The following is a 24,640-nucleotide window of genomic DNA, read 5'->3' on the forward strand; positions in this document are numbered from 1 at the left end:
TCATGCTGAGCCCCGTCACCGACAACGACGGCGCGCCCTTCTGGGAGTACGCGGCCCGGGGTGAACTGCGCGTCCAGGCCTGCGGGGACTGCGGTGAGCCGCGGTTCCCGCCCCGGCCCTGTTGCCCGCACTGCCGGTCCTTCGCGGTGGAGTGGCGCCCGGTGTCCGGGCGCGGGCGGGTGTGGTCGTACGTCGTGCCGCATCCGCCGCTGCTGCCCGAGTACGCGGAGCAGGCGCCGTACAACGTGGTCGTGGTGGAGCTGGAGGACTGCCCGCGGATCCGGCTGGTCGGCAATGTGGTGCACCACGCCGGCGCGCCCCTCGGCTCCCTCGATCCGCGGCGCCTCAGGGTCGGAGCCCGGGTGCACGTCGTCTTCGGTGAGGGCGGGCTGCCGCAGTGGGTGCTCGCGTGAGCGCCGTGCGGGTCGAGGCCGACAAGGACAGCGGGGTCGCGGTCGTCACGCTGGACCGGCCGCACCGGCTCAACGCCATCGACTTGGACATGGCTCGTGAACTGGCGGCCGTATGGCAGGGGTTGCGGTTCGACGACTCGGTGCGGGCCGTCGTGCTCACCGGGAGCGGGGAGCGGGCGTTCTGTACCGGGATCGACCGGGACGTCGTCGTGCCGCAGCCCTCGTCGCCGTACATGCAGGACGATCCGCTGCTGACGGTGGGGCCCAAGGCGAACGGTCTGTGGAAGCCCGTCGTGGCCGCCGTGCACGGGCTGGCCTGCGGGGGTGCCTTCTATCTGCTCGGCGAGAGCGAGTTCGTCGTCGCCGATCCGACGGCCGAGTTCTTCGATCCGCACACCGCGTACGGCATGGTCAGCGCCTACGAGTCCATGCTGATGGCGGCCCGGATGCCGTACGGGGAAGTGGCGCGGATGATGCTGATGGCGAATGCCGAGCGGATCTCCGCGCGCCGGGCCCACGAGGTCGGGCTGGTCTCCGAAGTCGCCGAGGAGGGCGGCGCGTTGGCGGCCGCCGTGCGCTGTGCCGCCGTCGTCGCCGGGTATCCGCCGCAGGGCGTGCAGGGCACCGTACGGGCGCTGTGGGCGGCCAGGGAGGCGGGCCTGGCCCAGGCGTTCGCGCAGGCCCCGGCCCTCATCGCACTCGGCAATCTGCCGGCCGGGCGGCAGGCGGAGCTGTTCGCGGGGCGTCGGCACGGCGGGTTCCGGGTGCGGTGACGGAGACGGTCACCCCGGGTCGGCCCGGGGGTCCGCCCGGCGGCGGTCGATCAAGAGGTTCGTGACCTCGACCGCCCCCGCCGCTGCTGTCGTGGCAACTGTCGACCGGGCGGCACCGCGTGGCGGTCGCCGTCCGCCCGGGGTAGCGTCAGCCCTGGGACGGCCGCCGTCTGGAGCCCTTCCGTGACACACCGGTACGACGGCCGTCGCACTCCCTTACGACGTTCGGGCCGTGCCCGTCCCCTTCTCCGCGTCCAGTGCGTACACGCACCGGTCCTTGCTGCACGCGTACACCACGCCGTCCTTGACCACCGGGGAGCCGGTGATCTCGCCGCCGGTCGCCAGCTTCCAGCGCAGGCGGCCGTCGTCGGACTTCAGGGTGTAGAGGAGATGGTCGGTGGAGCCGAAGTGGATGCGGCCCTCCGCCACGGCCGGGGCGCCCACCACGTCGCCGCCCGCCTGGAAGCGCCACTTGGGCGTGCCGGTGACCGCGTCCAGGGTGTACAGGCCCTTGCCGCTGCCGACGTGGACGTGGCCGGCGGCCACCAGGACCGGTTCGACGGAGGAGCGGGCCTCGGTGGCGATGCGCCAGCGGTCGCGGCCGTCGGTGGCGTCGAGGGCGTAGACGGTGCCCAGGTAGTCGGCCAGGTAGACGCCGCCGCCCGTCACCGCGGGGCCGGCGGCGAAGGTCGGCGGGCTGAGGAAGACCGCGGGGGCCTCGAAGTGCCAGCGGACCAGGCCGCTCGCGGCCTCGACGGCGAGGACGCGGGTGCCGGCGGAGACGTAGACGTAGCCGTCGGGGGCCGGGGCGAGGCGGACGGGCACGCCGCCGCAGGAGGCCGCGTCGCCGACCGGGTACGACCAGCGTTCCTCGCCGGTGCGCGCCTCCAGGGCGCGCAGCCGGGCGTCCTGCCAGACGTAGACCGTGCCGTCGTGGACGAGCGGGCCGGCCTCGGGGGACTCGAAGTCGGTCTGGCAGCCGGCGATCTCCCACAGCTTCTGCCCGTTCGCGGCCTCCCAGGCCTGGACGCCGCCACCGCGGGTGCCGGTGACGACCGTGCCGCGGTCGGCGTTGAGCGAGTACACCCAGGCGTCCGTGGACAGCCGCCACAGGTCGGTGCCCTCGCGGGCGTCCAGCGCGAACAGGGTCGGGCCGTCGGACGCCAGGATGCGGCCGTCCGCGACCGCCATGGACCAGGCGACGTCGCGTGTCTTGAAGCGGCGCCGGCCGGTGGCCACGTCCAGGGCGTGCACCTCGAAGGAGGTGACGTAGACCAGGTCGCCGTCGACGGCGGGGGTGCCCCAGACCTCGTTGGACATGCGGAACCGCCAGGGCCGCCAGCCGCCCGCCGTCTCCGGCGGCTGGGCCGGGACCGGCGGTACGGCGGGGTCGGCGCCGGCGACGCCGGGGCGCGGGCGGGACCAGCTGGCGACCAGGCCGGCCTCCGGCGGGGGTGCCTTGACGGCGGCGGCGCGGGCGTCGGCGACGCGCGGGCCGGGGCCGATGGGCACCTGGGCGCCGGCCAGCCGGACGGGGCCGGTGTCGGGGGCGCCGGTGGGGACCGGCGGGTCGTACGGGGGCGGCGGGGGTACGGCCGCGCGGCCGCCGCTGCGGGGGCCGCCGGTCGGGGCCGGCGAGGGCTTGGCGGCGGGTCGGCCGCCGCGGCGGGTCTCGATGAGGGCGACCGCCTTCTCGGGCAGCCAGGCCGAGGCGGTGCCGCTGTCGTCGGTGCCGGAGCCGAAGAGGTGGGGGGCCAGCTGGGCCTGGAGGTCGGCCGGGCTGGGCCGGGCGGAGGCCTCCATCTGCATGCAGAGCTCGATCAGCGGGCGCAGCTCGTCCGGGAGGCCGGTGAGGTCGGGGCCCTCACGCAGCAGCATGAAGACGGTCTCGACCGGGTTGGCGCCGTGGAAGGGCGGGTGGCCGGTGGCGGCGAAGACGAGCATGGAGCCGAGGGAGAAGACGTCGCTGGCGCCGGTGACACTGCGCGAGTCCTTGGCCTGCTCCGGTGACATGTAGGCGGGGGTGCCGACGGCGACGTTCGTCATGGTCAGCCGGGTGTTGGAGACACCGGAGGCGATGCCGAAGTCGATCACCCGGGGGCCGTCCTCGACGACGAGCACGTTGGACGGCTTGAGGTCGCGGTGGACCAGCCCCGCGCCGTGGATGGACTGGAGGGCCTCCGCCACGCCCGCGGCGAGCCAGCGCACGGCCTGGGCCGGGAGCGGCCCGCAGTCGTTCACTATCTCCTCGAGGGAGGGCGCGGGGACGTACGCGGTGGCGAGCCACGGCACGGCGGCGCGCGGGTCGGCGTCGACGACGGCCGCCGTGTAGAAGCCGGAGACCGCGCGGGCCGCCTCCACCTCGCGGGTGAAGCGGACCCGGAACAGCTGGTCCTCGGCCAGCTCGGTGCGCACCGTCTTGATCGCCACGCGCCGGCCGGACGCCGAGCGCGCGAGATAGACCAGCCCCATGCCGCCGGCACCCAGCCGGCCCAGCACCTCGAACGGCCCGATCCGCCGCGGATCGTGCTGCGTCAGCTGATCCACCACTTGCCTGCCACCTCCCCGTACGAGCCGCGCCACCCACATATGTACGCGACCGAAGTGCAGCGTCTCACCACCGCACCGCCGTGGCGGCACGCACCCTGATTCTTCCTGGCCGGGCGGCTCGTTGCGAACCCGGTGACAATCTGGGTGTCTCGTACCAAATCCACCCAAAGCGGACGGATCAGCGCTGCAGCAGTGCGAACGACGCCCCTTGATTGTCGGTGACGACGGCCACTCGTCCGTACGACGTCTCAAAGGGTGGCGCCTGCACCCGGCCGCCGAGCCGTTGTACGGCCCCGAGGGCGTCGTGGAGGTCCGTGACCCGGAAGTGGGTGAGGAAGTGCGGGGGCATCTCGGCCGGGAAGACCTCGGTGACCTCGGCCCGGCCGAAGTCGGGCCGGGCACCCTCACCGAAGAGGGCGTCGTGGAAGAGGCCGCCGTAGAACGCGTTCGCGGCGGCGGTGTCCCGGGTGTAGAGCTGGGCCCAGACGAACGTGCCGGGCACGTGCCGGCGCCCGAAGCCGTGGTGACGGCCCGCCTGCCACAGTCCGAACACCGCCCCCTCGGAGTCGGCGGCGAGAGCCGCGACCCCGAGGTCGCCCACCGGGAACGGGGCCATGACCACCTGCCCTCCGGCAGCGGTGATCCGCCGACCGAGGGCCGTGGCGTCCGGGGTGGCGAACGACACCGTCCACACGGTGGGCATACGGCCGTCGGTCTTGGGGGCCATCGAGGCGACCAGCTCCCCCTCCAGCAGGGCCCACACCGAGGAGCCGTACGCGTCCTCGAAGGTCCACCCGAAGAGCTCACCGTAGAACCGCTTGCCCGCCTCGACGTCCGCGAGCCGGGCGTCCACCCAGCAGGGCACGCCCTCCCCGTACGTCTCGTGCGCCTCTACCACTTCCCCCTCTACTACCTCTTCTGCCTCTTCCGCCTCTTCATGCGCGGATGCCCTGTTTTCGGCCATGTCGTCAAAGTAACCGGGCCGCGCGCACCCCGCAGACCAGGCACACCACCCTCAGAGCACCCGTGCACCCCATTTGCAGTCGGCCGAATCGCGCTCCGATCACCCCTCGGTAAGCTGACGGCATGACAGGACAAGTGCGTACCGTCGACGGCCGCGTGGCCGGCCGGCGTGGGCAGGCGACCCGGCAGAAGCTGCTCGACTGCCTCAGCGAGATGCTCAGCTCCTCCCCCTACCGGGACGTCAAGGTCATCGATGTCGCCCGGAAGGCGGGTACTTCGCCCGCGACCTTCTATCAGTACTTCCCGGACGTCGAAGGCGCCGTCCTCGAGATCGCCGAGCAAATGGCGACCGAGGGCGCCGGTTTGACCGAACTGCTCGAAGGGCGGTCCTGGGCCGGGAAGTCGGGATGGCAGACCGCGCAGGAACTCGTGGACGGATTCCTGGAGTTCTGGCGCAGGAACGACGCGATCCTCCGGGTCGTCGACCTCGGCGCGGCGGAGGGGGACAAACGGTTCTACAAGATCCGCATGAAGATCCTCAATTCGGTGAACAACTCTCTTGCCGACGCCATCACCGAACTGCAGTCCAAGGGCAGGGTCGACAAGGAGGTGAACCCGGCCGCGGTGGCCGGCTCCCTGGTCGCGATGCTCGCGGCGGTGGCGGCGCACCAGAAGGGCTTCCAGACCTGGGGTGTGAAGCAGGCCGAACTGAAGCCGAACCTGGCCCTGTTGGTGCACCTGGGCGTGACGGGGAAGAAGCCGAGCAAGTAACACACGGCCGGGTCCCGCACCTTTTTCTCGATACCAAGTCCTGTCTGGCAGGCGGCAGTTCACCGAGGTGAGCTGCCGCCTGCCGTGCTACGCGGGCAGTGGCCGGTCCCGTACGACGTGCTTCATCACCAGGGTCGAGGTCAGCCGCTGCACGCCCGGCAGGGTCGCGAGCCGCTCGTCGTACAGCCGCTGGAAGGCGGCGAGGTCGGCGGTGGCGACCCGGAGCAGATAATCGGGCTCGCCGAACAGCCGCTGGGCGTCGAGCACGTGCTCCAGCTCGCCGAGCGCCCGCTCGAACTCGGCGACCGTGTCCCGGTCCTCCTGCCGCATGGACACGAAGACCAGCGCCTCGAAGTTCAGGCCGAGCGCGGCCGGGTCCACCTGCGCCCGGTAGCCCTGGATGGCTCCGGAGCGCTCCAGCTCGCGCAGCCGCCGGTGACACGGCGAGACGCTGAGGCGCACCCGCGCGGCCAGCTCGGTCACGGTCAGCCGCCCGTCCTGCTGCAGCTCGGCAAGGATTTTCCGGTCCATGTCGTCCATGAGGCAGATCTTCCCCCAGACACCGGGGAGACGGGCAAACTTCGGGAACACTTTCGGGCCAGTCGCGCCTAATGTCCCCGGCATGGACTCGGGACTGCTCTTCTCCTTCCTCGCCGTGGACCTGCTGCTGGTGTGCGTACCGGGCGCCGACTGGGCGTACGTCATCGCGACCGCCCTGCGCGGCAGCTCGGTGACACGCGCCGTCACGGGCCTGGTCTGCGGCTACGCCCTGCACACGGCCCTGGCGACGGCGGGTCTCGCGATCCTGGTGGCGGGCTCGCCGAAGCTGCTGACGGCCCTGACGGTGGCGGGAGCGGGCTATCTGCTGTGGCTCGGGTGGAGCGTGCTGCGCCGGCCGGCGGTGCCGGGCGCGGCGGACGAGACCGGCGACGACCGACGGCTCTTCCTGCGCGGCGCCACGATCAGCGGGCTGAACCCCAAGGGCCTGCTGCTCTACCTCTCCGTCCTGCCGCAGTTCCTCACCCTGCACGGCGCCCACCTGCCCGTCCCGGTCCAGACGGCCGGTCTCGGCCTGCTCCACATGGCCTGCTGTGCGGCCGTGTACCTCGCGGTCGGCACGCTGTCGCGTGCGCTGCTCTCCGCGCGGCCGGCCGCGGCCCGGGCGGTGACGCGGACGTCGGGGGCGGCGATGCTGGGCATCGGGGCGTTTCTCCTCGTGGAGCGGCTCGCGACGGTCTAGACGCGCCTGAAAGGTGTTTCCGTGAGCCGGAACAGCCGGATCTGCCGCGTCACCCGCGACTGGTAGGTGGCGTACGGAGGCCAGAACTCCAGCAGCGCGGCCCAGGCCTCCGCCCGCTCCTCCCCCGTGAGCAGCCGGGCGGTGACCGGGATGTCCCTGCCCTTCCAGCTGATCGAGGCATCCGGATGGGCGAGGAGGTTGTGGGTCCAGGCCGGATGGCCCGGCCGGCCGAAGTTGGAGCCGACGAGCAGCCAGCCCCTGCCGTCCTGCTGTGGCATGCAGGCCAGCGGGCTCCTGCGGAGCCGCCCGCTGCGGGCGCCGGTGGAGGTGAGGATCACGCCGGGCAGCATCTGGGCGCTGAGCAGGAACCGGCCCCGGGTGAGCCGGTGCACGGCCCGGTCGAGCGCCGGGACCACCTGCGGGGCGACCTTGGCGAAGGCCCGGGTGGAGGACACCCGCTGCACGATCCGCACACCGAGTCCGGCCATCAGACGGCCACCTCCCCGCCCGCGAAGAGGCCCGCGGCCTCGGCGGCCCGGTCCCGCAGCCGGTGCACCGGCCCGAACAGCAGCTCCTCCCCGGCGGCCCGCTTGAAGTACAGATGCGCGTCGTGCTCCCAGGTGAACCCGATCCCCCCGTGCAACTGGATCCCCTCGGCAGCGGCCACCCGCAACGCCTCCAACGCCTGAGCGAGCGCGAGCGCCCCGGCCGGCTCGCCGCCGGAGCACGGCCCGCCGGCCGCCGGCGGCGAGGCGGCCGCCCAGGCGCCGTAGTACGCGGCGGACCGAGCCGCCTGCACGCCCACGTACACGTCGGCCAGCCGGTGCTTCACCGCCTGGAACGAGCCCACGGGCCGCCCGAACTGCTCCCGCTGCCCGACGTACTCCACGGTCCGCTCCAGCACCCGCTCCGCCGCCCCGACGGCCTCACAGGCGAGCACGGCGGCGACCCGGCCCCCGAGGGCGGCGAGGACGGGCAATACCTCCGCGCCCTCCTCCCCGAGCAACTCGGCGTGCACGTCGCGCAGTTGCACCCGCCCCTGCGGCCGCGTGGCGTCGAGTGCGGTCCGCCGGGCGCGTACGACCCCGGGCGCGTCCCCGGCCACCAGGAACAGCAGGGTCCGCGACCGCGCGAAGCCCCCGGTGTGCGCGGCGACGATCAGCAGTCCCGCGCTGTGCCCGTCGAGCACCTGGTCGGCCTGCCCGTACAGCCGCCAGTCGCCGTCGGCGCACCGGGCCTGGACACCGCCGGCCCGGCCACCGCCGGCGGAGAAGCCGGCGTTGTCACAGGTCAGGGCGAGGGCGGTGGCGAGCGCGGTACCGGGTACGGCGAGAGCGGCGGTCAGGGAACCGGACGCGATGCGGGGCAGCAGGTCCGCGCGCTGGCCGTCGGTGCCGAGGGCGAGGACCAGCGGCGCGGCGAGGACGGCGGTGGCGAGGAAGGGAGAGGGTGCCAGGGCCCGGCCCGTCTCCTCGGCCGCCAGGGCGAGTTCGGTCACCGAGCAGCCGACGCCGCCGTACGCCTCCGGGAGGGCCAGTCCGGGCAGGCCGAGCTGATCGGCGAGGGCGGCCCACAGGCCGGGGTCGTACCCGCCGGGGGTGTCGAGGGCGGCGCGCAACTGCTCGGGGGTGCAGCGTTTGTGCAACAGCTCGCGCAGGGTGCGGCGGATCTCGTCCTGCTCCGCGGTGAAGCCGGCGTCCATGGCCCTCCCCCTCTTCCCTCCGGATCTGACGGTCCGTCATATTAGGAGGGCCGAAGCGATATGCACAGGGGCAGGAGGCCGCTCATGACTCCCGGGAGCCGGAACGTCGCCGTGGTCGGCGTGGCCCTCTCCGACTGCGGGCGGGTGGACGACGCCACCCCGTACACCCTGCACGCGCAGGCGGCCCGGCGCGCCCTCGCCGACGCGGGGCTCGACCGCGCCCGGGTCGACGGCCTGGCCTCGGCGGGCCTCGGCACGCTGGCCCCGGTGGAGGTGGCCGAGTACCTGGGCCTGCGCCCCACCTGGGTGGACTCCACCTCGGTCGGCGGCTCGACCTGGGAGGTGATGGCGGCGCACGCGGCGGACGCGATCGCGGCGGGCCACGCGAACGCCGTCCTCCTGGTCTACGGCTCGACGGCCCGCGCCGACATCAAGGCGGGCCGCAGGACGGGCGACCTGTCCTACGGCGCCCGCGGCCCCCTCCAGTTCGAGGTCCCCTACGGCCACACGCTGATCGCCAAGTACGCGATGGCCGCCCGCCGCCACATGATCGAACACGGTACGGCCGTCGAGCAGTTGGCCGAGGTCGCGGTCCAGGCCAGGGCCAACGCGGCGCTGAACCCGGAGGCGATGTTCCGCACCCCGGTCACGGTCGACGACGTGCTGTCCGGCCCGATGATCGCGGACCCCTTCACCAAGCTGCACTGCTGCATCCGCTCCGACGGCGGCGCGGCGGTCCTGCTGGCGGCCGAGGAGTACGTACGGGACTGCCGTACCGCCCCCGTCTGGGTCCTCGGCACCGGGGAGCACGTCTCGCACGCGGCGATGTCCGAGTGGACGGACTTCACGGTGTCCCCGGCGGCGGTGAGCGGCCGGCTGGCCTTCGGGCGGGCCGGGGTGGGCCCCTCGGAGATGGACTTCGCGGAGCTCTACGACGCCTTCACCTACATGACCCTGGTGACGCTGGAGGACCTGGGCTTCTGCGCGAAGGGCGAGGGCGGGGCGTTCGTGGAGAAGGGTCGGCTGCTGGTGCGGGGCGGGGAGCTGCCGGTCAACACGGACGGGGGCGGGCTGTCGGCCCAACACCCCGGCATGCGCGGGCTGTTCCTGCTGGTGGAGGCGGTGCGGCAGCTGCGCGGGGAGGCCGGGGAACGGCAGGTGCGCCGACGTGACGGGGCGCTGCCGCGTCTGGGTGTGGTGTCCGGGACCGGAGGGTGGTTCTGTTCGTCCGGCACGGTGGTGCTCGGCCGGAACTGATCGGCCGGGGGCGGGGGCGGGAAGACGGCTCGTGTCGGCCGGTGTTGTCGCCGGCCACGGACGAGCCGCTGGAGGAGACCGAGATGGCGCTGACCCGAGAAGAGCGAGAGGCGTTCCTGGCCGAGCCGTACGTCGCCGCGCTGGCGGTGGACGCGGGTACGGGACGGGCGCCGCTGGCCGTGCCGATCTGGTACTCGTACCAGCCCGGCGGGGACGTGTGGATCATGACGGGACGGGAGTCCCGGAAGAACGACCTGATCAGCAAGGCGGGCCGGTTCACGCTGATGATCGACCGGCTGGAGCCGACGGTCAGGTACGTGTCGGTGGAGGGCCCGGTGGTGCGGACGGCTCCGGCGACGATCGAGGCGCTGCGGGAGATCTCGGCGCGCTACCTTCCGGCCGAGAAGGTGGACGGGTACGTGGACTTCGCCTGGAAGAACCACGGGGAGCAGGTGGTGATCCACATGCGTCCGGAGCGGTGGGTGTCGTCGGATCTCGGCCAGGTGTGAGCATGGGGGCATGGGAACTGATCTGCCGGAGCTGCTGAGGTCGCTGCGGGTGTGGGACGCGGGGACGACGACCCTGCCCGCCTTCGACCCGGACACCGCCCCGCCGACGCCCCTGCTGCTGTTCACCCACTGGCTCGCGGAGGCGGTGGCCGCCGGGCAGCCGGAGCCGCACACCATGTCGCTCGCGACGACGGACGAGGAGGGCAGGCCCGACGTGCGGATCGTGATGCTGCACGGGGCCGACGCGGAGGGCTGGTCGTTCGCGACCCACGCCACGAGCCGCAAGGGCCGGGCCCTCGCCGCCCACCCGTACGCGGCCCTGGCCTTCTACTGGCCGGTGCTGGGCCGCCAGGTGCGGATGCGCGGCCCGGTGACGGCGGCCCCGTCCCAGGACAGCCAGGCCGACCTGCACGCCCGCTCGACGGGCGCGCTCGCCGCGGCCCTCACCGGCCGCCAGAGCGAGGACCTGCCCTCGCTGGAGGAGCTGCGGCGCGTGTCGGAGGCCGCCTGGGAGCGTGCCCGCGAGAACCCGGCCGAGCCGTCCCCCACCTGGACGCTCTACCACCTGCGCCCGGAGACGGTGGAGTTCTTCCAGGGCGACCCGGACCGACGGCACGTACGCCTGGAGTACCGGAGCACGGAGTTCGGCTGGAGCAGGGGGCTGCTGTGGCCGTGAGCCGGCACTCCCGCCGGGCGGGTCCCGGTCACTCGAAGTGGTGGCGGTTGCGGCGTACGAAGTCGGCGAATCCGAGCGCCGGCCGGCCGGTGAGGTCGGCGACGGCCGGACCGACGAACTCGGCGCCGCCGTCGCGGTAGGCGCGGGCCACGTCGATCAGGGCGTCGACGTGGAACGTGGGCATCCCGCGGCCGAGCAGCACCGCGCGCGCCCGGTCGTCGGGCAGCCCGGTGTACCGCACCGGCCTGCCCAGCACGTCGGAGAACTCCTCGGCGGCCTCCGCGTACGTCAGTGCCTTCGGCCCGGTGAGGTCGTAGACGCGGCCGTCGTGGCCGTCGGTGGTGAGCACCCGGGCGGCGGCACGGGCGATGTCGCCGGTGTCGACGAAGCTGATGGGTGCGTCGATCAGGGGCAGGCTGAACTCCCCGGCCTCGCGGATGGACGGCTGGCGCAGGAAGTTCTGCAGGAAGAAGTTCGGCCGCAGGATGGTCCAGGACAGGCCGGACGCGATCAGTGCCCGTTCGACGGGCCGGTGCAGCCGGGCGATCGGGGTGAGTTCCTCGTCGGCCCGCCACACGGAGAGCTTGACCACACGGGCACCGGCCGCGCGGGCGGCTTCCACCATGTTGAGTTCGTGCGTGGTCTGGGCGGGGCCGGTGGCGCCGAGCAGGAACACGGTCTCGATGCCGTCGAGTGCGGGTCCGAGCGTGTCCGGCACGGCCAGATCGAGCGTGACCGCGTGCCCGCCCGCCTCGATGGCCCGGGCCGTGGCGCGCGGATCGCGGTAGGCCGCCCTCGTGGCCGTCCCGGCGGCCCGCAGGCACTCCAGGAGAGCACTGCCGACACTCCCGCTCGCGCCGGTCACCAGAATCATCGTCGCGTCCTCCCGTCGGTCGTCCGCCCGCCTCGGCCTTCCGTGGCCCTCCGCACCCGCCTCACCGCGCGTCCCCGCCGAACCGCCACACCGCGAAGTCCGCCACCGGCCGGTATCCGATGCGCTGGTACAGCCCGTTGCTCGTCGGGTTGGCGAGGTCGGTGAAGAGCAGGATCTCCGCGACCCCGTTCTCCCGCGCGGTCCGGCTCACCTCCGCCGTGACGGCACCCGCGTATCCGCGTCCGCGCAGGGCGGCCGGGGTGTAGACCGGGGCGATGCGGATCTGGCCGGCGGTCTGCGGGGTGGCTCCGGCCAGGGAGACCGGGGTGCCGTCGGCCGCCTCCCAGAGGGTCGCGCCGCCCTCGGCGATCCGCGCGTCGGCCCACGCGTCGGGGTCCGTGCCGAAGCCGTGGCCGGTGTCCGCGCGGAACTCGGCCTTCCAGCGGCTCAGCAGCTCGCGGTCGCCGGGCCCGGCGATTCTCGCCCGCCCCCGGGGCCTCGGCTCCGGCACGGTCAACTCGCCGAGCCGGTACAGCCTTTGGCGTACGAAGATCGCGGCGGTCGTACCGGTGCGCCGCTGCCAGGCCGCCGCGAACGTCTCCGCTGTCTCCCGCGGGCCGGAGACCCCGGGCACGGGGCGCTCGAGGGCGGTGAGCCGGGCGGCCAGGGCGTCGGCCTCCGGTGCGGTGAGCCGGGTGACGTGGAGGGGGAACGGCGGCGTGTGCACCAGGGCCGCGCGGACCGTGCCGTCGTCCAGGACGCCGAAGAGCGGGGTCCCGGAACCGTAGACGTGCGGTCCGCGCCGGCGCAGCACGTCCGCCACCGTCAAGGGCACCGTGTGCAGGGCCGGCCGGGAGTGCAGGAAGTCGCCCGCGCGGGAGAGGAACTCGTCCAGGTCCTCGGTGAGTTGCCAGTTCTCAGGACGCATACGACCCATGATCGGGGCAGCGCTCCGCCCGGAACACCGGTTTTCCCACCGGGGCCCGGCCCTCCGGGCGCGCCCCCGGAGCACCCACGCAGCTCAGCCGCCCGGCCGGGACACCGCCCGGCCCTCCGGGCGGAACACCGGTCTGCCCTCCACGAACGTCACCCGCAGCCGCAGTCCGGGCCGCAGTTCGGGCGCCGCGCACCGCACCACCTGCGTCATCATCCGCGGCCCCTCGGCCAGGTCGACCACCGCGGCCACGTACGGCGTGCGCTCGCCGAAGGGGGGCAGGTCGTTGCGGTGGACCGTGGACCAGGTGTAGAGCGTGGCCCGGCCGCTCGCCTCCTCCCAGGTCACCTCCTCGCTCCAGCAGTGCGGGCAGAACTCGCGGGGGTAGTGGTGGGCCCGGCCGCACGCCCCGCAGCGGCGGATCAGCAGCCGGCCGGCCGCGGCCGCCTCCCAGTAGGGGCGCGTGAAGGCGTCGGGCTCGGGAAGGTCGTAGCGCACCGCGCCCATCAGAACCACCCCAGCCACGCGTCCAGTGACCACGTCTGCCAGGACATGCCGAAGAAACCGACGAGCGAGATCAGCGCCATCATCGAGTTCTGGCCCTGCTCCGCCCAGTCGTGGATCATCAGGACGAAGTAGATCGCGTTCAGCAGCAGGCCGCCGACCAGGGCCACGGGGGTCAGAAGGCCGAGGACCAGGCCGAGGCCGAGGGCGAGTTCGGCGTAGGCGACGACGTACGCCATGAGGCGGGGGCGCGGTGTGACGATCGTGGCGAACCCCGTCCGCACCGGCGCCCAGCGGTGTTTCGCCGCCACGTCCGCCGCCCAGGCGATGCCGCTGCCGCGTTCGAACCAGGCCTTCTTGTCCTTGTGCCGCCAGCTCTCCAGCCACCACAGACCGAGGCCGATCCGCAGCACCGCCAGCCATTCCGCGCCGTCCAGCCATATCGAGTCCATGGATCTGACGGTACGTCAGATGAGCCTCCTTGCCGAGATGCCCGGCAGCGGTCCCCTGCGCACGGGCACCGCGCACTTCCCCCTCATCCGTGTGGGCTACGCCACTTGTCGCGAGCACTTCTCCACACACGTGATCAATCCGCAACCAATTCCGGTCTTGACCGAGACCCATCAATCGGGTGCGTGGCTACGCTCCGAGCATGGCCGACTCCCGTTCCGCTTCCACGCAGCTCCCCTCCACCCCCGCCGACCGCCCGGTCTATGTCATCGGCGCCGGTCCGGGCGGCCTGGCGGCCGCGTACGCGCTGCGGGCACGGGGCATACGGGCCGTGGTGCTGGAGAAGGCCGACCACGTGGGCGCCTCCTGGCGCGGCCACTACGACCGCCTCCGCCTGCACACCACCCGGCGGCTGTCCGCCCTGCCCGGCCTGAAGATCCCCCGGAAGTTCGGGCGTTGGGTCTCCCGGGACAACGTGGTGCGCTATCTGGAGAAGTACGCCGAGCACCACGAGCTGGAGATCGTCACCGGCGTGGAGGTCTTCCGCGTCGAGCCGGCCGGCGAGCACGGCGACTGGCTGCTGCACGCCTCCGGCGGGCGCGAACTGACCGGCAGCGCGGTGGTCGTCGCCACCGGCCACAACCACACCCCGCACCTCCCCGACTGGCCGGGCCGCGAGGGGTACACCGGGGAGCTGCTGCACGCCGGCGCCTACCGCGACGCCGCGCCGTACGCCGGCCGGGACGTCCTGGTCGTCGGCGCCGGCAACACCGGTGCCGAGATCGCCGTGGACCTGGTGGAGGGCGGGGCCACGCGGGTGCGGCTGGCGGTACGCACCGTCCCGCACATCGTGCGCCGTTCGACGCTCGGCTGGCCCGCGCAGTACTCGGGCGTGCTGGTACGGCGACTGCCGGTGCGCCTGGTGGACCAGCTGTGCCGGCTCCAGGCGAAGGCCGCCGTTCCGGACCTGTCCGCCCACGGCCTGCCCCGTCCGGACACCGGGCTGTACAGCAGGGTCCGGGAGGGTGCCATCCCGGTGCAGGACGTCGGCCTGATCGACGCCGTGCGCGGGGGGAAGGTGGAGGTCGTGGCCGCCGTCGAGTCCTTCGAGGACGGCAAGGTGGCCCTCGCCGACGGCAGCCGCATCGAGCCGGACGCGGTGATCGCGGCGACCGGGTACACGCGGGCGCTGGACGGCCTGGTCGGGCATCTCGGGGTGCTGGACGGGCGTGGCGGGCCGCTGGCGCACGGCGGCCGTACGCCCGCCGGGGCACCCGGCCTGTACTTCACCGGGTTCACGAACCCGATCAGCGGGATGTTCCGGGAGCTGGCGCTGGACGCCGGGAAGATCGCGAAGGCGGCGGCCCGGCACCTCGGCACCCGCCGGTAACTTTGCGGGCCCGACCCGTTCCTGACATTGCGTCAGTTCAGTAATCTGACAGAGCGTCAGTTTACTTGTGCTGTCTCACAGGAGCGGGCGGACCGATGCTTGGATCAACCCACGGCACCCTCACCACCGACTCCCGCCGGGCCCGGGTCATCGCCTGCGGCGAGCAGCGGCCCGGACCCGTCGTCCACGACCGGGTCGACGACCTCGACGTCAGCGGGCGGCCGCTGTACGCGGACGTACCGGACCTGACCCGGTTCTTCCGGCCCGAGTCCGTCGCCGTGATCGGCGCCTCGGACGCGGAGGGACGGCCGAACACCGGGATCACCCGGCAGCTGCTGGGCTGGGCCGAGCGGGTCGGCGCGCGGGTGCACCCGGTGCATCCGACCCGCCCGTCCGTCTTCGGCATCCCCTGCGCCGCCTCCGTTGCCGACCTGCCCGGCCAGGTCGACCTCGCGGTGCTGCTGGTCGCCGATCCCCTGCCGGTGATCGAGGAACTGGCCGACGCCAAGGTGAGGTTCGCGGTCGCCTTCGCCTCCGGGTTCGCCGAGACCGGGGCGGAGGGCGCCGAGGCACAGGAGCGGCTGGCGCAGGCCGTACGCCGCTCGGGGATCCGGCTCCTCGGCCCGAACACCAACCTCAACGCCTTCGAGCGCTTCCGGGAGGACCTGACGGGCCCGGCGATCGCTCTGATCACCCAGTCCGGGCACCAGGGCCGGCCCGTCTTCGCCCTCCAGGAGCTGGGCATCCGGCTCTCCCACTGGGCGCCCACCGGCAACGAGGCCGACCTGGAGACCGCCGACTTCCTCTCCTGGTTCGCCGAGCAGCCCGAGGTCGGCGCCATCGCCTGTTACGTGGAGGGCCTCAAGGACGGCCGCGCCTTCCTGCTGGCCGCCGACCGCGCCGCCCGCCGCGGGGTGCCGGTGGTCGCGGTGAAGGTGGGCCGCACCGAGACCGGCGCCCGTACGGCCGCCTCGCACACCGGCAAGCTCACCGGCGCCGACGACGTGGTGGACGCGGCGATGCGCCAGTTCGGGGTCGTACGCGTCGACGGGCTCGACGAACTGCAGGACACCGCCGCCCTGTTGGCGCGGGCGCGGACCCCGCTGGCGGACGGTGTCGCGGTGTACTCGATCTCCGGCGGCACCGGCGCGCACGCGGCCGACCTCGCCACCGCGGCCGGACTGCGCCTGCCCCGCCTGTCCGCGGCCAAGCAGACCGAGCTGCACCAGTGGATACCGGAGTACCTGAGCGTGGCCAACCCGGTGGACAACGGCGGGCACCCCGTGGGCGACCATCGCGGCCGGAAGATCATCGACGCGATCCTCGCCGATCCGTCGATCGGGGTGCTGATCTGCCCGGTCACCGGCCCCTTCCCGCCGCTGAGCGACAAGCTGGTCGCGGACCTGGTCGAGGCGGCCGAGGAGACGGACAAGCTGGTGTGCGTGGTGTGGGGCTCGCCGGTCGGCACGGAGGCGGCGTACCGCGAGGTGCTGCTCGCCTCCTCCCGCGTGGCCACCTTCCGCACGGTCGGCAACTGCCTCACCGCCGTCCGCGCCTGGCTGGACCACCACCGCTTCGTGAGCGACTACCGCTCGCCGTTCGACGAGGCCCCGCGCGGCCCCTCCCCCTCCTTCCGCAAGGCCGAGGCCCTGATGCGCCCCGGCCGGCAGCTCAGCGAGCACGGGGCCAAGCAGCTGCTGCGCGCCTACGGCATCCGGGTGCCGCGCGAGCAGCTGGTGACCAGCGCGGCGGCGGCCGTACGGGCGGCGGCCCAGGTCGGCTACCCGGTCGTCATGAAGGCCTCCGGCGCGCAGATCGCCCACAAGAGCGAACTGGGCCTGGTGAAGATCGGGCTGACGTCCGCGAGCCAGGTCCGCGACGCCTACCGCGAGCTGATGGACATCGCCCGCTACGAGGGCGTCTCGCTGGACGGCATCCTGGTGTGCCAGATGGTCGAGCAGGGCGTGGAGATGGTCGTCGGGGTCACGCACGACGCGCTGTTCGGCCCGACCGTGACGGTGGGGCTCGGCGGGGTCCTGGTCGAGGTCCTGCGGGACTCCGCCGTACGCGTCCCCCCGTTCGGCGAGGACCAGGCCCGGGCCATGCTCGCCGAACTCCGCGGGCGGGCCCTGCTGGACGGCGTCCGGGGCCGTCCGCCGGCCGACCGGGACGCGCTGGTGGAGGTGGTCCTGCGGGTCCAGCGCATGGCCCTGGAACTCGGCGAGCACGTGGCGGAGCTGGACATCAACCCGTTGCTGGTGCTGCCGCGGGGGCAGGGCGCGGTCGCGCTGGACGCGCTGGTGGTGTGCCGATGAGCGAGCTGCAGGCCGACAGGAACGGCAAGGTCACCCACCTCACCCTGAACCGTCCCGAGTCCCTCAACGCCCTCACGCCGGATCTACGGGACCGGCTGATCGACCTGCTCGGCCGGGCATCGGCCGACCCGGACGTCCGGGCGGTGGTCCTGACCGGCACCGGCCGGGGCTTTTGCGCGGGCGCCGACCTGCGCGGCGGAGCGGGCGGCGACCGGGTCACCGGGGACGTGGCCCGGACGCTGCGCCAGGGCGCCCAACGCCTGATCGCGGCCGTCCTGGACTGCGAGAAACCGGTGATCGCCGCCGTGAACGGCACGGCGGCCGGTCTCGGCGCACACCTGGCGTTCGCCTGCGACCTGGTCCTGGCCGCCGAGTCGGCCCGGTTCATCGAGGTCTTCGTGCGGCGGGGACTGGTGCCGGACGCCGCCGGGGCGTACCTCCTGCCCCGCCTGCTGGGCCCCCAGCGGGCGAAGGAGCTGATGTTCTTCGGCGACGCGCTCCCGGCGGCGGACGCCGCACGTCTGGGCCTGGTCAACCGGGTCGTGCCCGACGCCGATCTGGAGAAGACGGCCCGCGCGTGGGCGACCCGCCTGGCCTGCGGCCCCACCCGGTCCCTGGCGCTGACCAAGCACCTGGTGAACACCTCCCTGGACACGGACCGCGCGACCGCCTTCGCCGCGGAGGCCTGGGCGCAGGAGATCAACATGCGGACCGAGGACGCCCAAGAGGGTCTGCGGGCCTTCGTGGAGCGCAGGGAGGCGGGGTTCCGGGGGCGGTAGGGGTCAGTCCCCGGCGCGGTCCAGTGTGCGCAGGGTGCCGTCGTCGGGGTCGCCCAGGAGCACGAACAGCCGGGGTGCGTCGTCGGTGCCGCTGACCGACCAGTGGGTGTCCAGCCCGCAGTCGGTGTCCAGGCGCAGGAGGATGCCGGCGCGGTCCGTGCCGTACGGGTCGTCGTCGGCCTTCCAGGTGCCGGAGCCCGCGCAGATCACGTAGTCCTTGTGGTCCGGGGCCGTCCAGTCGTTGTCGGGGGGTTCGGTGGGGAGCCGCCGGGCCTCGGCCCGGCCGCCCGGGTGCAGGCGCAGTTCGGCACCGTCGTCGCCGCGCCAGACTCCGGCGAGCTGGGCGGGCGCCAGTTCCGGCGGTCGGTACTGGGGGATCAGGCCGGTCGCGGAGGCCGCGAGGCCGCCGCCCAGGGCCAGGGCGAAGAGTCCGGCGCAGGCGAGCGCCGAGCGCCACCACACGCCCCACGCCGACCAGGACCGCGCGCGGACGCGGGCGATGCCGAGCGCGGGCAGCAGGCCCAGGGCGGTGAGGACCGAGGCCGTGGTGACGAACGGCCAGTGCAGGAGTGCCGTCGTCACCGCGGCCCAGCCGACGGCGGTGGCCACTGCCGCGAGGGTGCGGCAGGCCCACTCCGGGCCGCCGGACCACCGCAGCAGCGGCCGGGCCGGCAGGATCGCGGGCAGCGTCAGCACGGCCGAGAGCAGCAGCCCCAGGAACGGCAGCAGCAGCGGTGCGAAGACCAGCAGACAGAAGATCCCGAAGGCTCCGACGTAGCCGGTGCCGTACTGGTCCTGGCTGGTGCTCCAGATCCACCACAGCAGTCCGGCCGCCGGCAGCTGCGCCGCGTTCACGGGTACCGCGGCGGCCAGATCCCGTCGAAGGGACCGGAGCACCCCCGCCTCACCAGGTCTTTCCGGTTTCTTTTCCCACCCCATGGCCGCAGCCTACGAAGCGGGTGCGCAGGGGTTCTCCACCGGTCTTCCCATCTGACACTCCGTCAGCTTCAATGGAGGGCGTGATGGGACACGCAGGGGCGGCGGCGGCCGCCGTCCGGTATCTGGGGCCGAGGTCCGTGGAGCCGTTGCCGCGGCCGGAGTTGCGGTGTGTGCGGGAGGACGAGCGGGCCCCGGTGGATCCGGGCGAGTTCCGGCGCGTGCTGGGGAACTTCGCGAGCGGTGTCACCGTGATCACGGCCCCGGCCGCCGGTCCCGGGCACGGTCCCGCCGGTTTCGCCTGCCAGTCCTTCGCCTCCCTCTCCCTCGAACCGCCCCTGGTCTGCTTCATGGTGGGCCGTACGTCCAGCACCTGGCCGCGCATCGCCCGCGCCGGCGTCTTCTGCGTCAACGTGCTCGGCGCCGGCCAGGGTGAGCTGTGCCGGGCCTTCGCGGTGAGCGGCGCGGACAAGTTCGCGGGGGTGGACCACGACCCGGCGCCGGTGACCGGCTCGCCGCGGCTGGCCGGCGCCGCCGCCTGGATCGACTGCACCGTCCACGCCGTGCACACCGGGGGCGACCACCTGATCGTCGTGGGCCGGGTGAACGCGCTCGGCACCGGGGAGGACCCGGGCGAGCCGCTGCTCTTCCACCGGGGGCGGTTCACGCGGATCGGCCCCTGAGGACACTCCTGCGGCCCGTCAGCCAGCCAGTGCGTGCAGACCGAAGCCCAGGAACATCACTCCCACGAGCCCGAGCTGGATCCGCATGCTCGTAAGACTCCTCCACGGTGTTCCGTAGGGGGTCCGCTGCTTGGTCACCAGCGGCGCCCAGTCCCACACCCACACGTCGACACCGCGAAAGCCGCATGCCACCGCCACGAAGGCGCCGCCCGCGAGCAGCGCGAGCACCCCGATGAAGATCAACGCCATTCCTTCCCCAGCCCGGCCTCCGGCGCCGCATCATCGCATCGCGCACGGACCCCGTCACGGGGAGGGGGCCCCGCCCCTTCAGGCGACGGCGGCCACCGGGACGGCCGGAGCGGCCCGGCGGATCACCAGGGACATCAGGGCCGCCGCCGCGCACAGCGTGCCGGAGGCGTACCAGACGAGGTCGTAGGAGCCGAACACGTCCCGGGCGAGGCCGCCGAGGTAGGCGACGAGGGCCGCGCCGACCTGGTGGGAGGCGAGCACCCAGCCGAAGACGATGGCGCTGTCCTCGCCGAACTGCTCCCGGCACAGGGCGAGGGTGGGCGGGACGGTGGCCACCCAGTCCAGGCCGTAGAAGACGATGAAGAAGAGCATCGGGGGGTGGACCGCGGGGCCGAGGAGCATGGGCAGGAAGACCAGCGAGATGCCGCGCAGGGCGTAGTACACCGCGAGCAGACGGCGCGGTTCGAAGCGGTCGGTGAACCAGCCGGAGGCGATCGTGCCGACCACGTCGAACACACCGATGACCGCGAGCAGTGAGGCCGCCGTCGTGACGGGCATGCCGTGGTCGTGCTCGGCGGGCACGAAGTGGGTCTGGATCAGGCCGTTGGTGGAGGCGCCGCAGATCGCGAAGGTGCCGGCGAGCAGCCAGAAGGTGCCCGTGCGGACGGAGGTGGACAGCACCGTGAGGGTGCGGCGGGCCGCGCCGGTCACCGGGGCCGGCTTGGGTACGAACTCGGCCGCACCGTAGGGCTTCTGGCCGACGTCGGCCGGATGGTCGCGCAGCAGGATCCACACGAAGGGGACCACGGCGAGCGCGGCCAGGGCGACCGTCACGGCCGCCGGGCGCCAGCCGTGGTGTTCGGTCAGCCAGGACAGCACCGGCAGGAAGATCAGCTGGCCGGAGGCGGACGCGGCGGTGAGGATGCCGCTGACCAGCCCGCGCCGCTCGGTGAACCAGCGGTTGGTGACCGTCGCCGCGAAGGCCAGGGCCATCGAGCCGCTGCCGAGGCCGACCAGCAGGCCCCAGCACAGCCACAGCTGCCAGGCCGCCGTCATCCACACGGTCAGACCGGAGCCGAGCGCGATCACGGTCAGCGCGACGGCGACCACCCGGCGGATGCCGAACCGGTCCATCAGCGCGGCGGCGAAGGGGGCGGTGAGGCCGTAGAGCGCGAGGTTGAGGGAGACGGCCGCGCCGATCGTGCCGCGTGACCAGCCGAACTCCTGGTGCAGCGGGTCGATGAGCAGGCCGGGCAGGGAGCGGAAGGCGGCCGCGCCGATGATCGTGACGAAGGTGACGGCGGCGACGAACCACGCCCGGTGCACACGGCGGCGCCGGGCGGGCGGGGCCTGGACGGGGACTGCGGCTGAGCTTGTCTGAGTCACGTCATCAGGGTCCGATTTTCTTTCCCACGCATCGAGTGGCCCGGGGGACAGCATTCGCTAGGATCGGGCCATGAGTGGTTCCGAGGAGTTCCGTCCGCACCGGGTCGTCGTCCTCGCCCTCGACGGCCTGCTCCCCTTCGAGCTCGGCATCCCGCACCGCATCTTCGGCCGCCCGAAGGACGAGCGGGGCCGGAACCTCTACGAGGTCGTGACCTGCTCCGTGCGGCCGCCGGGCCCGGTCGAGACGGACGCCGACTTCGCCGTGCACGTACCCAACGGCCCGGAGGCGCTGGCCGGGGCCGACACGGTGATCGTCCCGGCGTCGTACGAACTCGGCCCGGTCTTCGAGGAGGGCCGGCTCACCGGTGAACTGGCCGCCGCCCTCGCCCTCATCCGCCCCGGCACCCGGCTCGCCTCCATCTGCACCGGCGGCTACGTCCTCGCCGCCGCCGGATATCTCGACGGCCGCCCGGCGACCACGCACTGGGCCGACGCCGAGCGTTTCCAGCGGCTGTTCCCGCAGGTCGAGGTGGACGCGGACGTGCTGTTCATCGACGACGGCGACGTGCTGACCTCGGCCGGGGTGGCCGCCGGGATCGACCTGTGCCTGCACATGGTGCGCCGTGACTTCGGTACGGCCGTCGCCAACGACGTCGCCCGGCGCACGGTCGTACCGCCGCACCGCGCCGGCGGCCAGGCGCAGTACATCCAGCGCCCGGTCCCGGACCCGCAGCTGGCCACGACGACCGGCGCCCGCGCCTGGGCCCTGGGCCGGCTCCACGAGCCGATCCAGCTGCGCGACATGGCCGAGCAGGAGGCCATGTCGGTGCGCACCTTCACCCGGAGGTTCCGCGAGGAGGTCGGCGTCAGCCCCGGCCAGTGGCTCACCCAGCAGCGCGTCGAACGGGCCCGCCATCTGCTGGAGACCACCGACCTGACCATCGACCAGGTGGCCCGCGAGGCCGGCTTCGGCACGGCCCAGTCGATGCGCCAGCATCTCCAGCAGGCGCTCGGGGTGACGCCGACCGCCTATCGAAGGACGTTCCGGGCCGGCGTCAGAACGTGAGCACCGCCCGCGCCACCCGTCCCGCCTCCGCGTCCGCGCGGGCCTTGTCGAAGTCCTCCACCGGATGGACGGCCGTCACCAACTCGTCCAGCAGCAGGCGGCCCTGGCGGTACAGCTCGGCGTACAGGGCGATGTCCCGCTGGGGGCGCGAGGAGCCGTAGCGGCAGCCCAGGACGGACTTGTCCAGGTAGAGGGAGGAGACCAGGAAGGACGCCTCGGCCGTGGCCGGGGGGACGCCGAGGAGGACGGCCTGGCCGCGCCGGTCGAGGAGGTCGATCGCCTGCCGGATCAGCTCCACCCGGCCGACGCACTCGAAGGCGTGGTCGGCGCCCGTGGGCAGGATGTCCTTCACCCCCTTGGCCGAGGTCAGGAAGTCGGTGGCACCGAACTGCCGGGCCACCTCCTCCTTGGCCGGGTTGGCGTCCACGGCGACGATCCTGAGCGCGCCCGCGAGCCGCGCGCCCTGCAGCACGTTCAGCCCGATCCCGCCGGTCCCGATGACGACGACGCTGTCCCCGCGGTCCACCCGGGCCCGGTTCAGCACGGCCCCCACACCCGTGAGCACCCCGCACCCGATCAACGCGGCGGACTCCAGCGGGATGTCCTTGGGGACCGGCACCGCCTGCACGGCCTTCACGACCGTGCGTTCCGCGAAGGCCGAGTTGGAGGCGAACTGGTGGACCGGCCCCGTGCCCCGGGTGAACGGCCTCCCCGGGCGCCCGATGGCCTGCCGGCACATGGTCGGCCGGCCCCGGTCGCACTCCGCGCAGGTGCCGCAGTTGGCGAGCGTGGACAGCGCCACGTGGTCGCCGGGGGCGACATGGGTGACGCCCGCGCCGACCGCCTCCACCACCCCGGCTCCCTCGTGCCCCAGCACCACCGGCACCGGGAAGGGGATGGTGCCGTCCACGACGGACAGGTCGCTGTGGCACAGCCCCGCCGCCGCGATCGCGACCAGCACCTCACCGGGCCCCGGGTCGCGCACCACCAGATCGTCCACGACCTCGACCCGCTCGCCGTCGAACACCACACCACGCATCACACGGCCCCCTTGGGCTCTCTGGGCAGGCCGAGCACGCGCTCGGCGATGATCGTGCGCTGGACCTGGTCCGAGCCGCCGTAGATGGTGTCGGCCCGGGAGAAGAGGAACAGGTGCTGGTCCGCGTCGAGCCCGTACGGTGCCGCGGGAGACCAGTCCGTGGGGCCGACGGTGGCCGCCGCACCCCTGACCTGCATCGCCAGCTCGCCGAGTCGCTGGTGCCAGCCGGCCCACAGCAGCTTGGCCACGCTGGGCGCGCCGGGGCCCCCGGAGCCGCCGAGGGTGCGCAGGGCGTGCCGGCGCATGGTCCGCAGCTCGGCCCACTGCCGTACGAGCCGCTCGCGTACGACGGGGTCCCGTACGGCGCCCGTCTCCGCGGCGGCCCGCACGACGCCGGCCAGCTCCTCGGCGAACCCGATCTGCTGGGCCAGCGTCGACACGCCGCGTTCGAACCCGAGCAGGCTCATCGCCACCGGCCACCCCTGCCCTTCACCTCCGACGACGTGCTCCACGCGCGCGTGCGCGCCGTCGAAGAAGACCTCGTTGAATTCGCTGGTGCCGGTCATCTGCCGGATGGGGCGTACCTCGATGCGGCCGGGCTGGTCCATGGGGACGAGCAGGAGGCTCAGCCCGTGGTGACGCCGGGAGTCCGGGTCGGTGCGGGCCAGTACGAAGCACCAGTCGGCCTCGTGCGCGAGAGAGGTCCAGGTCTTCTGCCCGCTGATCCGGTAGCCGTCCCGGTCCCGCACGGCCGCCGTCCGCACGCCCGCCAGGTCCGACCCGGCGCCGGGCTCGCTGTAGCCCTGGCACCACAGCTCCTCGCCGGCCGCGACGGGGGGCAGGAAACGGGACTTCTGCTCCTCGCTGCCGTGGACGACGAGGGTGGGGGCGAGCAGGTTCTCCCCGATGTGCCCGGAGCGCGGCGGTGCCTTCGAGCGGGCGTACTCCTCGGCCCAGACGACCTGCTGGGTGAGGGTGGCGGCCCGGTTGCCGTACCGGGACTCGGCCCAGCCGAGCCCGATCCAGCCGGCCGCGCCGAGGGTGCGTTCCCACGTGCGCCTGTCCGTCGCCGGGTCGGCGTGGGCGGCCAGCCAGGCGCGGGCCTCGGTGCGGAACTCTTCGTCCTCGTGACTGAACCCGAAATCCATTGAAGACCGCCTCAGGTCGACGCGCCCCGAAGG

The 24,640-nt window shown here is 73.5% G+C and carries 26 protein-coding genes; 12 read left to right on the forward strand and 14 right to left on the reverse strand.

What is annotated here, in order from left to right:
* Positions 1-2: 2 nt before the first annotated feature.
* On the forward strand, positions 3-413 hold the full coding sequence (locus tag AB0D93_RS07235) for an OB-fold domain-containing protein (protein ID WP_362114344.1): 411 nt from the start codon (positions 3-5) through the stop codon (positions 411-413).
* A complete protein-coding gene (locus tag AB0D93_RS07240) occupies positions 410-1,186 on the forward strand; it encodes an enoyl-CoA hydratase/isomerase family protein (protein ID WP_362114347.1) in 777 nt (258 codons plus the stop codon). The genes AB0D93_RS07235 and AB0D93_RS07240 overlap by 4 nt, the downstream gene beginning before the upstream one ends.
* A gap of 216 nt (positions 1,187-1,402) precedes the next feature.
* Here the strand turns inward: AB0D93_RS07240 and AB0D93_RS07245 are convergent, their stop codons facing one another.
* Complete coding sequence (locus AB0D93_RS07245; protein WP_362114350.1) at positions 1,403-3,736, reverse strand: PQQ-binding-like beta-propeller repeat protein; 2,334 nt, start codon at positions 3,734-3,736, stop codon at positions 1,403-1,405.
* Between the two features lie 178 nt (positions 3,737-3,914).
* Positions 3,915-4,589 carry a VOC family protein gene (locus AB0D93_RS07250; RefSeq protein WP_362115089.1) on the reverse strand — a complete coding sequence of 225 codons (675 nt, stop codon included), beginning with the start codon at positions 4,587-4,589 and terminating at the stop codon, positions 3,915-3,917.
* A gap of 245 nt (positions 4,590-4,834) precedes the next feature.
* Between AB0D93_RS07250 and AB0D93_RS07255 the strand changes: the two genes are divergently transcribed.
* The gene (locus tag AB0D93_RS07255) at positions 4,835-5,470 is read left to right on the forward strand and encodes a TetR family transcriptional regulator (RefSeq protein ID WP_362115092.1); all 636 of its coding nucleotides are present in this window, start codon (positions 4,835-4,837) and stop codon (positions 5,468-5,470) included.
* Between the two features lie 87 nt (positions 5,471-5,557).
* Here AB0D93_RS07255 and AB0D93_RS07260 read toward each other — a convergent pair whose 3' ends face one another.
* Positions 5,558-6,010 (reverse strand): Lrp/AsnC family transcriptional regulator, encoded by a 453-nt coding sequence (locus tag AB0D93_RS07260; protein ID WP_362114353.1) that lies wholly within the window; start codon positions 6,008-6,010, stop codon positions 5,558-5,560.
* A gap of 82 nt (positions 6,011-6,092) precedes the next feature.
* On the opposite strand from AB0D93_RS07260, the gene AB0D93_RS07265 reads away from it, so the two are divergent.
* A complete protein-coding gene (locus tag AB0D93_RS07265; protein WP_362114356.1) occupies positions 6,093-6,710 on the forward strand; it encodes a LysE family translocator in 618 nt (205 codons plus the stop codon).
* On the opposite strand, the gene AB0D93_RS07270 is transcribed toward AB0D93_RS07265, so the two are convergent.
* Both AB0D93_RS07270 and AB0D93_RS07275 read right to left on the reverse strand, forming a co-directional pair.
* Positions 6,707-7,198 (reverse strand): nitroreductase family deazaflavin-dependent oxidoreductase, encoded by a 492-nt coding sequence (locus AB0D93_RS07270; RefSeq protein ID WP_362114359.1) that lies wholly within the window; start codon positions 7,196-7,198, stop codon positions 6,707-6,709. The two genes, AB0D93_RS07265 and AB0D93_RS07270, sit on opposite strands and share 4 nt — an antisense overlap.
* Entirely contained in the window at positions 7,198-8,412 is a 1,215-nt protein-coding gene (locus AB0D93_RS07275; protein WP_362114362.1) for an acyl-CoA dehydrogenase family protein, read from the reverse strand. The genes AB0D93_RS07270 and AB0D93_RS07275 overlap by 1 nt, the downstream gene beginning before the upstream one ends.
* Positions 8,413-8,496: 84 nt before the next feature.
* Here AB0D93_RS07275 and AB0D93_RS07280 point away from each other — a divergent pair, with 84 nt between their 5' ends.
* The 3 genes from AB0D93_RS07280 to AB0D93_RS07290 all read left to right on the forward strand — a co-directional run bounded on the left by AB0D93_RS07280 (position 8,497) and on the right by AB0D93_RS07290 (position 10,854).
* A complete protein-coding gene (locus AB0D93_RS07280) occupies positions 8,497-9,669 on the forward strand; it encodes an acetyl-CoA acetyltransferase (RefSeq protein WP_362114365.1) in 1,173 nt (390 codons plus the stop codon).
* A gap of 83 nt (positions 9,670-9,752) precedes the next feature.
* Positions 9,753-10,178 (forward strand): pyridoxamine 5'-phosphate oxidase family protein, encoded by a 426-nt coding sequence (locus AB0D93_RS07285; protein WP_362114368.1) that lies wholly within the window; start codon positions 9,753-9,755, stop codon positions 10,176-10,178.
* A 10-nt stretch (positions 10,179-10,188) separates the two neighbouring features.
* The gene (locus AB0D93_RS07290) at positions 10,189-10,854 is read left to right on the forward strand and encodes a pyridoxal 5'-phosphate synthase (RefSeq protein WP_362114371.1); all 666 of its coding nucleotides are present in this window, start codon (positions 10,189-10,191) and stop codon (positions 10,852-10,854) included.
* Between the two features lie 28 nt (positions 10,855-10,882).
* Here AB0D93_RS07290 and AB0D93_RS07295 read toward each other — a convergent pair whose 3' ends face one another.
* The 4 genes from AB0D93_RS07295 to AB0D93_RS07310 all read right to left on the reverse strand — a co-directional run bounded on the left by AB0D93_RS07295 (position 10,883) and on the right by AB0D93_RS07310 (position 13,618).
* Complete coding sequence (locus AB0D93_RS07295; RefSeq protein WP_362114374.1) at positions 10,883-11,728, reverse strand: NAD(P)H-binding protein; 846 nt, start codon at positions 11,726-11,728, stop codon at positions 10,883-10,885.
* A 61-nt stretch (positions 11,729-11,789) separates the two neighbouring features.
* Positions 11,790-12,656: a GNAT family N-acetyltransferase gene (locus AB0D93_RS07300; protein WP_362114377.1), complete on the reverse strand. Its 867-nt coding sequence runs from the start codon at positions 12,654-12,656 to the stop codon at positions 11,790-11,792.
* A gap of 93 nt (positions 12,657-12,749) precedes the next feature.
* On the reverse strand, positions 12,750-13,169 hold the full coding sequence (locus AB0D93_RS07305) for a Zn-ribbon domain-containing OB-fold protein (RefSeq protein ID WP_362115095.1): 420 nt from the start codon (positions 13,167-13,169) through the stop codon (positions 12,750-12,752).
* Positions 13,169-13,618: a DoxX family protein gene (locus tag AB0D93_RS07310; protein ID WP_362114380.1), complete on the reverse strand. Its 450-nt coding sequence runs from the start codon at positions 13,616-13,618 to the stop codon at positions 13,169-13,171. Before AB0D93_RS07310 ends, AB0D93_RS07305 begins: the two co-directional genes overlap by 1 nt.
* Positions 13,619-13,818: 200 nt before the next feature.
* Between AB0D93_RS07310 and AB0D93_RS07315 the strand changes: the two genes are divergently transcribed.
* From AB0D93_RS07315 to AB0D93_RS07325, 3 genes are all read left to right on the forward strand, one after another.
* Positions 13,819-15,006, forward strand: a complete 1,188-nt coding sequence (locus AB0D93_RS07315) for an NAD(P)/FAD-dependent oxidoreductase (RefSeq protein ID WP_362114383.1) — start codon at positions 13,819-13,821, stop codon at positions 15,004-15,006.
* Positions 15,007-15,101: 95 nt separating this feature from the next.
* Entirely contained in the window at positions 15,102-17,321 is a 2,220-nt protein-coding gene (locus AB0D93_RS07320; RefSeq protein ID WP_362114386.1) for an acetate--CoA ligase family protein, read from the forward strand.
* On the forward strand, positions 17,318-18,100 hold the full coding sequence (locus AB0D93_RS07325) for an enoyl-CoA hydratase-related protein (RefSeq protein ID WP_362114389.1): 783 nt from the start codon (positions 17,318-17,320) through the stop codon (positions 18,098-18,100). Before AB0D93_RS07320 ends, AB0D93_RS07325 begins: the two co-directional genes overlap by 4 nt.
* 3 nt (positions 18,101-18,103) lie before the next feature.
* Here the strand turns inward: AB0D93_RS07325 and AB0D93_RS07330 are convergent, their stop codons facing one another.
* Positions 18,104-18,955 (reverse strand): hypothetical protein, encoded by an 852-nt coding sequence (locus AB0D93_RS07330; RefSeq protein WP_362114392.1) that lies wholly within the window; start codon positions 18,953-18,955, stop codon positions 18,104-18,106.
* Between the two features lie 167 nt (positions 18,956-19,122).
* Between AB0D93_RS07330 and AB0D93_RS07335 the strand changes: the two genes are divergently transcribed.
* Entirely contained in the window at positions 19,123-19,719 is a 597-nt protein-coding gene (locus tag AB0D93_RS07335; protein ID WP_362114395.1) for a flavin reductase family protein, read from the forward strand.
* An 18-nt stretch (positions 19,720-19,737) separates the two neighbouring features.
* On the opposite strand, the gene AB0D93_RS07340 is transcribed toward AB0D93_RS07335, so the two are convergent.
* Complete coding sequence (locus AB0D93_RS07340) at positions 19,738-19,962, reverse strand: hypothetical protein (RefSeq protein ID WP_362114398.1); 225 nt, start codon at positions 19,960-19,962, stop codon at positions 19,738-19,740.
* Positions 19,963-20,046: 84 nt separating this feature from the next.
* Positions 20,047-21,354 (reverse strand): MFS transporter, encoded by a 1,308-nt coding sequence (locus AB0D93_RS07345; RefSeq protein ID WP_362114401.1) that lies wholly within the window; start codon positions 21,352-21,354, stop codon positions 20,047-20,049.
* A 70-nt stretch (positions 21,355-21,424) separates the two neighbouring features.
* Here AB0D93_RS07345 and AB0D93_RS07350 point away from each other — a divergent pair, with 70 nt between their 5' ends.
* On the forward strand, positions 21,425-22,420 hold the full coding sequence (locus tag AB0D93_RS07350; protein WP_362114404.1) for a helix-turn-helix domain-containing protein: 996 nt from the start codon (positions 21,425-21,427) through the stop codon (positions 22,418-22,420).
* Here AB0D93_RS07350 and AB0D93_RS07355 read toward each other — a convergent pair.
* Both AB0D93_RS07355 and AB0D93_RS07360 read right to left on the reverse strand, forming a co-directional pair.
* Complete coding sequence (locus tag AB0D93_RS07355; protein WP_362114407.1) at positions 22,410-23,459, reverse strand: Zn-dependent alcohol dehydrogenase; 1,050 nt, start codon at positions 23,457-23,459, stop codon at positions 22,410-22,412. The genes AB0D93_RS07350 and AB0D93_RS07355 overlap by 11 nt on opposite strands.
* Positions 23,459-24,607, reverse strand: coding sequence for an acyl-CoA dehydrogenase family protein (locus tag AB0D93_RS07360; protein WP_362114410.1), 1,149 nt, complete (start codon positions 24,605-24,607; stop codon positions 23,459-23,461). The genes AB0D93_RS07355 and AB0D93_RS07360 overlap by 1 nt, the downstream gene beginning before the upstream one ends.
* Positions 24,608-24,640: the final 33 nt, after the last annotated feature.

The organism is Streptomyces sp. NPDC048191 (genome assembly GCF_040652655.1).
GTDB lineage: Bacteria > Actinomycetota > Actinomycetes > Streptomycetales > Streptomycetaceae > Streptomyces.